Source organism: Taibaiella sp. KBW10, assembly GCF_003852495.1.
Classification (GTDB): domain Bacteria; phylum Bacteroidota; class Bacteroidia; order Chitinophagales; family Chitinophagaceae; genus Edaphocola.
The window spans coordinates 22,220-34,022 of record NZ_QAJI01000007.1 but is presented as its reverse complement, the minus strand read 5'-3'; the positions used below and the strand labels follow the sequence as shown (position 1 = coordinate 34,022).

The following is an 11,803-nucleotide window of genomic DNA, read 5'->3' as shown; positions in this document are numbered from 1 at the left end:
TTATGAAAAAACTGCTCGCGTATATTATAGGTATGGTGGCCTTACTCAGCTTCCCGGCAAGCGGGACGCAGTTTAATGGTTTGTTCCAGGTAAGTGCGGATCAGGCTAATTATTATCGCTCCGTAATCCGGGAGAATAAGGAGATCGTTCAATTTATTGAGCATACGTTGACGCGCAATGGCTTACCACGCATGTTGCGTAATCTGGCGCTGATTGAGTCCGGATTCAATAAACAATCTGTATCTTCTGCCCAGGCTGGAGGCGTATGGCAGTTCACCACAGCACATAGCGATCATTATGGTCTTCAGTCTAAAGACCGTTTTGATATATACAAAAGTACCCAGACGGTCGTGAAGAGTCTTAAAGATCTGTATGCCAAATACCATGACTGGGTTACCGTAGTGGCGGCTTATAATTGTGGCGAAGGCAATGTAGACAAAGCCATGCGGACGGCGCAATCGGACCGCTACCATTTATATTATACCTATCTGCCTAAAGAAACCATTGGACATGTGCGTAAGTTCATTGCGGCTTGCCAGGCGACCAATGAGCTTTCCTTATTACAAGCAGATTACCATACCGCAGGCTATAAGATCAAAAGCCCGCGCCGGCAAAATACAAAAGGACATCCGACAGATCCTTCTTTGACTTATTGTGAGGTGAACGGAGCATTTGATACAGAGGTGATCATAGAAGTACTGAACATTAGTGCCGCAGATTTTAACCGCTGGAATCCTTCCGTTAAGACCGAATTGCAGGAAAAAGGTATTGCAAGAATCTACCTGCCGGTAGACCTGATGCCGGACTTCCAGTTGCAGAAAAATGTGATTCTTAGTCGTTCACTTAAAAAAGAAATTCCGGCCCATGAATAACCTGAATTATAACATGCCTTTCGATCCGGAAGAGCTCATGTCTGAAGGGGGCAACATGAAAATGTGCAGTGAAGCAGAAAGCATTGCACAAAACCTGATGCTGCTGGTCACAACGAAGAAACGCGAAAACCGCTATGATCCTGATTATGGCAACGCGGTTTGGGATATTGAATTTGATAATGCCATTACCACGGTCATGTGGGAACATATATTTGTAGAAAGCCTGAAACAGCAGATACAGCTATATGAACCCCGGATTATTAATCCGCGGATAGAGGCACATATAGAATACGTAGAGCATTCTTACGATACGCGTAAGTTTACGGAAATTAAAAAGAGAGTGAAGATCGGGGTTAATGCCCGGATACAAGAAAGCGGGGAACAGTTCAGTTTTGCTACCGAACTATTCCTGAGCCCCATGTCTATAGATTAACCATATTATGTAGCACGAACAGGTAATGATAGGAAAAAATAATTCATACTCTAAAGAAGCGATCAAAGCAAGAATGCTGCAAAATGCAGCCAGGATATGGGGCCTGAAAAGCCAGCATTCCCTGGATCCGTTTGTCGTATTGCTGATAGATGCATTTAGTACGGAAATCTTTAAGGTAAGTAATGAGATGCATACGGTTAATGCCCGCATCCTGGATCGGGTGGCCAAGCTGTTGACCCCTTCTATTTATACCACTCCAAGGCCGGCTCATGCTATTGCCTTTGCCATGCCACAGGAGCCAACGGAACTGCTGCCACACCATAGCGAGTTTTTTATCAAAAAGCAGTTTGCGTCGACGATAAAAGCCGTTTCTGATGTACAGCTGGAAATTCCGTTTACCCCCATTGATAATGTACGCCTGCATAAGCTTAATGTTTCCCTACTCGTCTCTGCCCATACTTGTTACATGATGGACGAGAACCAGAACAGGATACCCATTGCCCGGATGCCCAATTATGCGATACCGCATAATAAACTCTTTATCGGTATTGATGTAACCCAGTATGGAGAAGAGCAGCTACCCGAAGCACTTAGCTTTTATTATACCAATGCCACTTACGATCACCTTGATTTTATATATAAGCTCTTGCCTTATGTGTCTTTCAGCACCTGTGGGGAACTACTCGCCGTCAGCAAAGGACTAAGTTATGAGCGCGAGCTAAAGACAGAAGGCTTTGATGAAGTATTCAATGATTTTTCCATACGCGAGCAAATGGTGGAAAACATTAAAAGTGCCTATAGCCATAAATTTATAGAATTACAGGGTTTTTCGCAGGAAAAAATAGTACCGGGAGGGATACCCGAGCCTTTATCTTCCCTTGCCGCACAGCGGGAAGTAAGCACCTTGCTGCAACAGAAGAAAATACTCTGGATCGAGGCCAGCTTCCCTCCGCAGTTCACTTCTGAGATCATAGACGGATCTTCTTTTACGACCAATGCTTTCCCCGTGCTGAACAGGGCTTGGAAAAGCAATGAATGTACCCTGGATGTTATGGGTAATAATATTCCCCTATTTACACAGCTCGGAGAGCATTATCTTTATGTAGAAGAAGTGGTAGATGGATTTGGCCGTAGGTATAGCGAGATTCCCTTTACCAAAACGGATAGCCTGAAGAAAGGATACTTTACCGTGCGTTCGGGCGGTATGGAGCGGTTCAGCGACAGGAATGCGGTAGATATGATTGCCTATGTACTGGAACTGACCCGGGATGAAGTGGCCGCCTTTGGTGCACTGGAGCGGGATAAGGTGGTGGAAGCATTGAAAAATATGACACTGCAAATGAAAGTGCTGGAGCAGAAAGTGAAGAATAACGGTAGAGCCGCCAGAGAAAATACAAATTATATTATTATTGACCCCATCGGGGATATGGAACATGTGCGGGCAGCCTATTGGGTGACCCATACAACTTTAGCCAATAACCTGAGACCGGGTACGCGGCTTGTACAACAGAAAATAAGCCTGGCCAACGTCAACAAAAACATTGTGTTGCTGACCGAAACCACGGGCGGAAGCGATGAGCAAAAAGGCACCGATGCCATACAGGCCTATAAGTATGCGCTCACCACCCGCGATAAAATAGTATCGGCAGAAGATATAAAGAATTATTGCAGGCTGGTTTTAAAAGGAGAGCTCAGATCGGTAGAGGTAAAGCGGGGAACGATCATCAGCGATAAACCCAAAGAAGGATTTATCAGGAGTGTAGAGATCTCTATTGTACCTACCACATACCGGCAATATGGAAAACACTACTGGGCAGATATGGCTATGGCCTTAAAAAACCAGATTGTAAGCCGTGCTATAGATGGAATTGAATATATTGTTCATATTATGGACCAGGACGACTATAAATAAGGAGTATGACAACCGCATTGACTTTTGAACAGATAGAAAAGCAAATAACGTACAACAATCTCTACACAGATTATAAAGCAGAGGTGGTTGCCCTCAACTTGTATAAATACAGGCAGGAGGTAGATCAAGTATTGATCCGTCGTCTGGGGAATAACGACCGTACGTTTAACAAAGATATTAAGGCGGTAAGGGAAGAGTATTTTGAGCTGGGCGAAAAGATCATTTCTATAGATACTTTCCGGGAGGGCATTTATGATTTCCTGCCCGAGGGTGTTTTTCATCCGCCTTCACTCGGGCATGCGAACAGTAATGTGGAGGAGATCGTTCACCAGATCAGGGTACAGCGAAAGCAGGAAGCTAGTGCGAGAAAGTTTTTTTATCCTTTTGAGTTGGAGGCCAGTTACTTAGAACTGAACTCTTTGTTGACGGAATGTGACTATGACTTGTCTCAGGAGAATGATATCCTAATAGGGACACTGGTAGAACTATGGCCCTTGTTAAAAGAATTTTCGGCTGCAGATGCCAAAGTTTTTGCTTACCTGTTGCCGCATTTTCATGCCGTGAGAGGCAGCCGGTTTTGGTTTGAAAAATGCCTCACAGCATTTCTGCAAGTGCCCGTCCAGGTAACCTTCGGCCCGCATCATAATCTGGCCGGAAGAATAGCTACAGACGCGCTGGTATTGTCGCAAATGCAGCTGGGTGTATCTACGATACTTACCGGCGACCATATGGATGGCGCGCGCAACTGGATCATCAATTATGGGCCGCTGCCCTTTGAAAAGCTGAACGATTATGTACCCGAAAGCCCTTTGAGGCGCCTGCTCGAAACCCTTTACGGGTATTGCCTGCCTGTTTCGGCAGATGTGGAGGAAGTATTCCTCACCGAAAATGAGCCGGAAGCATTCCGGCTCTCCGAAGAGTTGGATACCTCAAGGTTAGGTTTTTCGACTTTTGTATAACACCATGAATTATTTATAAAAACAGAACAGATTTAGTATGGAAGTAGAAATGATAAAAGGATTTTTTTTGAGATACCTATTGATGCCCTTGATCGTGCTGGTAATGGCTATGGTGATGAAGCAAATGAGGAAAAAAGTGCCAAAGATCAAAGCAAAAGTGCTGATCGTCTATGTGCTGTTAGGTGCACTATTACTGGCACTGCCTGGTTTTTTAGGCTTTTCCGGCAGTCAGTTCAGTCCGCTGTGGTACCTGCTGGCCATGCTCTATTATGGTTTTTTAGGAGTGCTGCATGTCAATACGCTCAAAAGATATTTTAAAGAAGTGCAGCGCTCGGTGGCTTTTATTATTGCATTCGAGCTGCTTATTACTATTTCCTGTATGTTGTTGGGTGCCTATCTTTTTGTCTTGATCTTTGATTGGTTAAGCCCCTTCGAAGGATATGCGGTGATGTCTGCTACAAGTATGCTCGTATTCCTGGTGCCGCTTGCTTTTTATTATGCCTATGTACAGTTTATGAATATTCCCTTTAATATTTATAAGACCTGGCAGTTGGATCCCTATAAAAAAGCATTTGATTTTGACGGGCTTGATTTCAATAAATTAATGGTGCTTAATATTGAGCTCACCAAGAATATTGAAGATGGAAACAGGTTTCGCGTTAAGGCTAAGACCATTTCCAGTGGCTTGAGTTTTGGGGACTGGTTCTTTAAATTCGTAGATGACTATAATCATAAAAATCCCGGAACGAGGATACAAATGTTTAATGAAAACGAGGAGCCGTATACATGGATCTTTTATGTCAAAAAATCAATTTTTCATTTTAGAAAGTATATTGATTTTGACGAAGACGTAACGGTCAATAAGATTATTGAGAATGATGTAATCATTTGCAAACGGGTCATTCAGCATGAAGAGGAGCATAATTTCACATTTCGTTCTCAAAATATTGATGAATAATAACTAATTTTATATTAAACATATCTTATATGATACAGCCGGTAAAACATTTGGCCGTGAACTGGGTAGATGGGATGAAAATTTCCCAAAAGCATTTTGAGGCGCAGGAAAATTATTTTTTAGATACGATCAGGGATGCCAATTCCCTGTTTGTAACCGGTTATAATTACGGACTGCTGCCACAGATTAATCCCGGAGACAGATCTGTTTTTGAAGTGTACAACACTGCCACGAATGATGTGCAGCTGATTGTAAAGAACTGTAGCGGGCTCACAGCAGCGGGCTACCGCATAGAGGTTGCCGATTATACAACCAGCATCAAATCGCTTGGTTTTACCGCTAATCTGGAAAGCGCAAGCACAGACAGCGATTACTACATATTAGTATCCGTCAATCCTTTTGAAAAAGTCGCTATAGGCGAGCTGGATCCCGACGAGACACCGCCCCGCAGGCCTAATGCGACAGGCCGTTTATATGTGGAATTAGTACCCGTCACCACTTTCGAAGCCGGTATGGTAGGAGGAAGCTATATGGTCATCGGTAAAGTATCTATCCGGCACAATATTGTACAGGCAGATGAGACCTTTATTCCGCCCTGTACCAGCTTGCAAAGCCATCAGGCTTTACTAGGCTATTACAGCGCTTTTGCCAAAAAAATGGGCAATATACAGCAGTATGCGTTTAAAATTGTGCAGAAAACCGCCAATGTAAATCAGAATTCGAGCCTGGCTAAAAATGTAAAACTGCTCTGCCATACGATGATCAGTCATTTTGCCAATATCTATTTTGGCTACCGGAATATCGTACCGCATCAGCCCCCGGTATTTCTGGTTGATGTATTTTCCCAGCAGGCCCTTCATCTGTACAACGCCACACAGTCGATCATTCCTGCCGAATTGGAAGAGATGTTGCATTACACTTTTGAATGGAGTGAGATCGCCCCGCATGCGCTGGTGAACCAGCTGTCTGCAGTAGCCGAAATACGGTATAACCATAACGACTGCGCCCGGCATTTTGTAGAGATAGACAACATGCTTAAAAGTGTGGAAACAATTTTTAAGCGCCTGAGCGATCTTGACTATATCGGACAGCGTAAAGAGAACATTATCGTTAATGAACAGAATGTGACGCCTAATACTAAGAACCCGAGAGGATGGAGTGTACTGGATTAGCAGCGGCATAAGAATAAATTAGCCTATGCGTTTTTGGGACAAACTGATCCGGTATTTTTCAGGGCTTTTCAATAAGCCGGAAACCGCGCAACCGGATGGCGCAAAAGAGACCGTAAACGATCTGGATAACAGTAACAATAATAATATATCACATCATAAAATAAAAACAACAACTATGGCAATGTACAACTACGGTGTTGGTGGTAACGAAGTGAAAGTTGACGCTAACGAAGCAATTCAGGATATTCAGGAAAACAAAACCCTTCTGGTCAGCAAGCTGACTACAGACGAGCCTTTTGTTCCCGAGGTGGTTACCGGCTTGAAAACAGTAGAAGATGTATTTAAACGTTTTCAGCCCGCCATCTCTGTAGAGCACGAGAGTGAGGATGGTACTACGGTTAGTGAAGAATTCCGGTTTAAAAACTTAGGTGATTTTACCCCAAAAAATATGACCCAGAATTCTGAATACCTGAGCAACCTGAGCCTGGAAGAAGAGCAATTCAATAAGATCATCCGTCAGCTGCGCAACAATAAAGTGCTGCGTAATGTACTGGCCGATGGTGGATCTAAAGAAGCCCTGATACAGGCACTGAAAGCAGTGGCAGCAGAATTGGAGCAAAACGGTTAATCACGTATTATTTAAACCTATTTACTAATAAAACTAAACATAAGATATATGTCTAACCCGCAACAACAAGCTGCTAATAATCCAAACCAGGAGCAGCAAATACAACAGAAAACGGGCCCTAATCCCCTTGCTAAAGTAGGAGGGTTCAGTTTTGTAGAATCTGTGGTAGACGGCGTCGCCAATATGAATCCGGATCGTAAAGCCCGGAAACAGATTTTCCTGACGGATAGTAATAAAAAAGAAGAACGTAAAGACCTACTGAAAAAAATAAACCTTTGGCTGGAATTGCTGGACGGCAATCAGGCGGTAGAAGATATGGTAGAAAGCTGCAAGAGCAAAGCGCAGTCGGCAGATCAGATGCTGAAGAAAAATCTGAAGAATGCTTTGGAGCAATCCAGAGAGCTGGAAACCTCTTACAGAACCGTAGCCCAGTTTTATAAAAATACAGAATTAGACAAAGTCGATAATGTCAATATTGTGAATGCGAGCATGGATCAGATTACGGACTTGGATAACCCGCTGTTTATAGACCATGTTGGTGCCGAACTCAAACAATATTATGACCGTCTCGACCTCCGCGACAACTATTCTGTCCTGGTTCTTCCGGGTTACTTAGGTTCTAATAAAGTTGTTGAAAAATGGGCCAAAGTCTGTAACGAGAACAAAGTGATGTTGGTGACCGACTTTGCCGATTTAGATAAGCCGGATGATGTCGTAGATCTATTTCATGATGCAAACCTTACCGGTGGTGAGCTGCATAGAAGTAATGTGATCATGACCTGCAACTGGCTTGTAGGCAGGGGCAAAGCAGAAGAGGTCGGAGAAGAAGACAATGTATATGTACCCCCTTCCACATCGCTGGCAGGTAAGATACACAAAACACTAATGTCTCAGGTAGCAGCAGGTAAGAAGCATGGCAGCATCAATGAAGTGGATGCCGTAAAATTTGAACTGAAAAAAAGTGAGATCTCCCAATTAGAAAAAATGGGTCTGGTACCTATGGTGAACGAATATGGTAAGATCATGGCCTTTTCTGCCAAAACACTGTTTTCCGGCGACAATATCGGTCTGCAGACCTATTCAGTGGTGCGCGTATTCGACTATGTAACCAAAGTATTATTGGACTTCCTGAACAGAAGAGCATTTGAAAACTGGAGTGCCAAAAATGAAGATGATTTGAGAAGGCAGATTGTGCGCTTCTTAGATGATATTAAAGGCCCTGATAAGCTTATTGAAAAATTCAAGATCGTACGTTTTGAACAAGATAAAGTGCAGAAAGATCGCGTATGGCTGGACATTAGGCTTACCCCTTATTTCCCAACAAAAAGTTTTGTGATCAAGCTCGATGGTCATAAAGGTGATGATGGCAATGAATGGTCCTCTGAATATGAGCAGGAGTAAAGCATTTGCTCCAAACGATCATTAAATAAAAATAAAAAAACGGAGGCAGGGATATCGTTCCTGTCTCCTTTTTTTTCATTACATTGTGCTTCAAATATTATTGTCTTTTTGCGATGTTTAATAATGCCCTTAGCTCCTGTATAACGATCCTGTGTAAAGCTTCAAAACCTTTCCTGTTTTGCGGTATACTCGTGTTTGGCTTTGGCTGTAATTCCGGAAATGACCGCTTACAGCAGAAACCGGTTGACAATAAATATCAATTGTTTACAGAAGAACATACAGCTCAACATCCTGCCGCAAGGTTGAACAAAGAGGAAGCTATACAGCGAAGTGCCGTGGTCGTTTTGACTACTTCCATAGTGACAATAGACAGCACGGATGGAAGGGGTGGTCTGCAATACCTGTATCAGGTAAACCAGGCAGAGACCATGCTCAAGTCTGACACCGCAACGATAATCAAATTTCCTTTGCGGTTTATCGCCACCGAAAGACTGGATTTTAGCGCCTATAAAAATAAGCCGGTTTATATTTTTCTGGATACCTTGTCTCCCAAAAGCGTACTGCGTCAAAGTGCTAACCTCAAATACCGCTGGCTAAAAAAAGCACCGGTGCTAAAAGGATAGCATACGCCTCAAAAGTGCTCCCTAAATGCCTTACAGCCTCCTTTTGCAATATCGATACCATACTTCACATTAAGCACAGATAAGGGAAGTATTGTTTTATCACATAAATAGCATTTTTTAGCGAAATGCTTATCCATGGCTTGTTTTGTTTGATATATTATGAAATATAATATAGTAATTCTACTACAAAATATGAGAAAAGGCCTCTGTATTTTGGAAATCGGGTAGGGTAAAATGTATCTTTACTTTAGGAAATATCCAAAACACTAACCTTTTAAAATCTTAATCAAATGGCAGAGAACAATTCAAGAGCCGTATTAAAGTTCAATGGCGGTGAAGCATCAAAAGTATTAAAAATGACCTACAAAGTAGGACGTTCTGTAGATGTATCCGGCCGTGTGGCTTCCGATCCGTCTAATGCGCTGATCAAAGTTACGATCGAAGCCACAGACAAATCTGATATCCTGGAAAGTTTACTGAACGGGAAGTACAAACCTACAAACGGAGAAGTTACTTTCAACAAATCTCATGAAGAAGGTACACTTATCACGTTGAACTGGGAAAATGGCTATGTTGTAGACCATGAGTTGGACTTCGATGCCGTAGATAGCAATTCCATGTTGATTAGCTTTGTGATTAGCGCTGAGAGAATCAACTACGGTACAGCAGCTTACGAAGGTGTATGGCCAGGAGCGTAAGTATACGGTACACTTAAAAGTAGCCAGAAACTACCCAATTATAGCTGCTGCTAAGTATCCGGAGTATAAGCTCCGATGTACTTACCGGCAGCTATTTTCGGTTTTATACGATTAGTTGTTCAGGTTCTTATACCTGCATATCCAATTTTATAAAAAAATTGACTTTTAATGATTTGTGCTTTAGAACTTATAGCTTAATTTTCTAAGTCAAAACAAAAGATACTTAGTTTCACACTAAACCGAAAACACAAGCTTATGTATCCACAACACTCTAATTCGGGTATCGACAGATTGGGATTAGCCGCACTTACCCAACTGACCATAGTGGTAGAAGGGAATGCTATTAAACACTACAAGTCCCTGCACCTTAATCAAAGCACAAGAGGCCATCATGAATTTGAGCTGATGCTGGATCATGATTCTCTGGGTAGTCCCGAAAATCAAGATCTCAACAGTACGCAGAAACTATTGGGAAAAAGTATTCATATCACTTTTGCATATAGAAATATTGCTAATAGCGGGGAACGCAATTTTGTGGGTGTGATCACCGAAGTGGGGCTTTGCCGCAGCCATCGTAACCGCGGTAATATTATTTTAAAAGGATACAGCCCTACAATACTGTTGGATGGCGCACCACATATACAAAGTTTCGGTGGTGCAGAGCCGGTTGTACTCACCACCATCGTCGATTCTGTTATCAAGCAGGCTTGGGACAATGGTAAATATGAGTACCGGATCGAATGCAACAATACCGCCAACTTTTCTTACAGTTGCCAATACGAAGAAACACATTTCAACTACCTCCAACGCCTGGCTGATTGTTATGGAGAAGAATTTTTCTATGACGGACAGACCTTGCATTTTGGAAAGCTGCCCTCCGGCGATCAGCCCGTAAAGCTTGCTTTTGGTAGAGAAGTAGACAATATAAAAGTAGCCATGAAAGTGCTGCATGTCAATTCCGAATATTATGGATACAACAGCAGCCAGCATGAGAAGCTAAGTGCCGGTCAAAGCCGCATTACCCATGTTTCCTCACTCGGCAAGCAGGCTTATGAGCGCTCTAGCGTATTTAAAGCACCCGCTTTGGGTATTGCACCGCTTAAAGCGCATACCCATAAAGATATTGCCACCGCCCAACAGCACCTTGCGGGAAGCCGGTCTGTAGACGTATTCACCACTAGTGGTACCACTACCGTTCCGTTTCTTTATCCGGGCTGTTTGGTCGAGATGGAGATGCTGCAGGCAGAAAGCAAAGACACCAGTTATTTTACAAAGCTGATGATCACCTCGGTAAACCATGAAGTAGATATACTCGGCAATTATAAAGGAAGTTTTGAAGCCATAGGAGCCGATACCGGATTCTTACCGCGCCAGGATTATCACCTGCCCAAAGCAGAAGCTCAGGTCGCAGAGGTATTATCCAATGCCGATCCGCTGGGACAGGGCAGGGTGCAGGTAAAAATGGATTGGCAGCAGGGTGATGAGCAGACCGAGTGGATAAGGGTCGTAATGCCCGATGCCGGCGGTACCGACCGGATCACCCAGAATCGGGGGCATGTTTTTATCCCGGAAGCAGGTGATCAGGTGATGGTAGGTTTTGTACACCAGCATCCCGACCGTCCCTTTGTAATGGGAGGTATCTTTCATGGCCGTACCGGTCTGGGGGGAAATACCGATAATAGAGTGAAGTCCATACAAACCCGTAGCGGGCACCGGATCGTTTTTACTGAAGATGAAAGTATAGTAATCACCGACAAGAGCGGTAATGAGATACATCTGGATACCACAGGTAGTAATATTACCATTACAGCGCCCGAAACAATGACCTTGAACTGTAAAAATATGTTCATCAATGTTGGCGAAAATATGAGTACTACAGTAGGGATGAATAATGCGCAGGCGGTAGGGATGAACAATACCCAAAGTGTGGGGATGATGAAGACCACGACGGTTTTGGGTGATACCAGCATGTTCATTACCGGTAAGCTTATGGAGATCATTGATGGTGATGTGCATAGCGAGACCAAGAAAGAGCGGAATGAGCTATCACATGAAGATATTGAATTCAGCTCCGGCAAAAGCATACACAAAAATGCACAGTCGGTAGTGAAAAACAACAGTGGTGAAAAAAGCAAAAATTATTGATC

Annotated in this window: 11 protein-coding genes; all 11 read left to right on the top strand. The window is 43.2% G+C overall.

The annotated features are described in order from the left end of the window. Positions 1 to 2: 2 nt before the first annotated feature. The 11 genes from DBR32_RS14085 (at position 3) to DBR32_RS14035 (ending at position 11,801) form a co-directional block, all read left to right on the top strand. The gene (locus tag DBR32_RS14085) at positions 3 to 872 is read left to right on the top strand and encodes a lytic transglycosylase domain-containing protein (RefSeq protein ID WP_124637008.1); all 870 of its coding nucleotides are present in this window, start codon (positions 3 to 5) and stop codon (positions 870 to 872) included. Continuing rightward, on the top strand, positions 865 to 1,305 hold the full coding sequence (locus DBR32_RS14080) for a GPW/gp25 family protein (protein WP_124637007.1): 441 nt from the start codon (positions 865 to 867) through the stop codon (positions 1,303 to 1,305). Before DBR32_RS14085 ends, DBR32_RS14080 begins: the two co-directional genes overlap by 8 nt. A 25-nt stretch (positions 1,306 to 1,330) precedes the next feature. Further along, entirely contained in the window at positions 1,331 to 3,217 is a 1,887-nt protein-coding gene (locus tag DBR32_RS14075; RefSeq protein WP_124637006.1) for a type VI secretion system baseplate subunit TssF, read from the top strand. A 5-nt stretch (positions 3,218 to 3,222) separates the two neighbouring features. After that, positions 3,223 to 4,176: a hypothetical protein gene (locus tag DBR32_RS14070; RefSeq protein ID WP_124637005.1), complete on the top strand. Its 954-nt coding sequence runs from the start codon at positions 3,223 to 3,225 to the stop codon at positions 4,174 to 4,176. A 37-nt stretch (positions 4,177 to 4,213) separates the two neighbouring features. Then, complete coding sequence (locus tag DBR32_RS14065) at positions 4,214 to 5,134, top strand: TssN family type VI secretion system protein (protein WP_124637004.1); 921 nt, start codon at positions 4,214 to 4,216, stop codon at positions 5,132 to 5,134. Between the two features lie 29 nt (positions 5,135 to 5,163). Continuing rightward, a complete protein-coding gene (locus DBR32_RS14060) occupies positions 5,164 to 6,306 on the top strand; it encodes a hypothetical protein (protein WP_124637003.1) in 1,143 nt (380 codons plus the stop codon). A gap of 25 nt (positions 6,307 to 6,331) precedes the next feature. Then, positions 6,332 to 6,934: a type VI secretion system contractile sheath small subunit gene (locus tag DBR32_RS14055; RefSeq protein ID WP_199724516.1), complete on the top strand. Its 603-nt coding sequence runs from the start codon at positions 6,332 to 6,334 to the stop codon at positions 6,932 to 6,934. 48 nt (positions 6,935 to 6,982) lie between these two features. Continuing rightward, positions 6,983 to 8,335 carry a DUF5458 family protein gene (locus tag DBR32_RS14050; protein ID WP_124637002.1) on the top strand — a complete coding sequence of 451 codons (1,353 nt, stop codon included), beginning with the start codon at positions 6,983 to 6,985 and terminating at the stop codon, positions 8,333 to 8,335. Positions 8,336 to 8,448: 113 nt separating this feature from the next. Next, complete coding sequence (locus DBR32_RS14045) at positions 8,449 to 8,958, top strand: hypothetical protein (protein WP_124637001.1); 510 nt, start codon at positions 8,449 to 8,451, stop codon at positions 8,956 to 8,958. 290 nt (positions 8,959 to 9,248) lie between these two features. Then, positions 9,249 to 9,656, top strand: a complete 408-nt coding sequence (tssD, locus tag DBR32_RS14040; RefSeq protein ID WP_124637000.1) for a type VI secretion system tube protein TssD — start codon at positions 9,249 to 9,251, stop codon at positions 9,654 to 9,656. A gap of 255 nt (positions 9,657 to 9,911) precedes the next feature. After that, positions 9,912 to 11,801 (top strand): type VI secretion system Vgr family protein, encoded by a 1,890-nt coding sequence (locus DBR32_RS14035; RefSeq protein ID WP_124636999.1) that lies wholly within the window; start codon positions 9,912 to 9,914, stop codon positions 11,799 to 11,801. Positions 11,802 to 11,803: the final 2 nt, after the last annotated feature.

Excerpts from the sequence above, each read along its gene's own strand:
- DBR32_RS14035 (WP_124636999.1), top strand. The coding sequence starts at position 9,912 with ATGTATCCACAACACTCTAATTCGGGTATCGACAGATTGGGATTAGCC.
- DBR32_RS14070 (WP_124637005.1), top strand. The coding sequence starts at position 3,223 with ATGACAACCGCATTGACTTTTGAACAGATAGAAAAGCAAATAACGTAC.
- DBR32_RS14055 (WP_199724516.1), top strand. The coding sequence starts at position 6,332 with ATGCGTTTTTGGGACAAACTGATCCGGTATTTTTCAGGGCTTTTCAAT.
- DBR32_RS14065 (WP_124637004.1), top strand. The coding sequence starts at position 4,214 with ATGGAAGTAGAAATGATAAAAGGATTTTTTTTGAGATACCTATTGATG.
- DBR32_RS14075 (WP_124637006.1), top strand. The coding sequence starts at position 1,331 with ATGATAGGAAAAAATAATTCATACTCTAAAGAAGCGATCAAAGCAAGA.
- DBR32_RS14080 (WP_124637007.1), top strand. The coding sequence starts at position 865 with ATGAATAACCTGAATTATAACATGCCTTTCGATCCGGAAGAGCTCATG.
- DBR32_RS14050 (WP_124637002.1), top strand. The coding sequence starts at position 6,983 with ATGTCTAACCCGCAACAACAAGCTGCTAATAATCCAAACCAGGAGCAG.
- DBR32_RS14085 (WP_124637008.1), top strand. The coding sequence starts at position 3 with ATGAAAAAACTGCTCGCGTATATTATAGGTATGGTGGCCTTACTCAGC.
- tssD (WP_124637000.1), top strand. The coding sequence starts at position 9,249 with ATGGCAGAGAACAATTCAAGAGCCGTATTAAAGTTCAATGGCGGTGAA.
- DBR32_RS14045 (WP_124637001.1), top strand. The coding sequence starts at position 8,449 with ATGTTTAATAATGCCCTTAGCTCCTGTATAACGATCCTGTGTAAAGCT.
- DBR32_RS14060 (WP_124637003.1), top strand. The coding sequence starts at position 5,164 with ATGATACAGCCGGTAAAACATTTGGCCGTGAACTGGGTAGATGGGATG.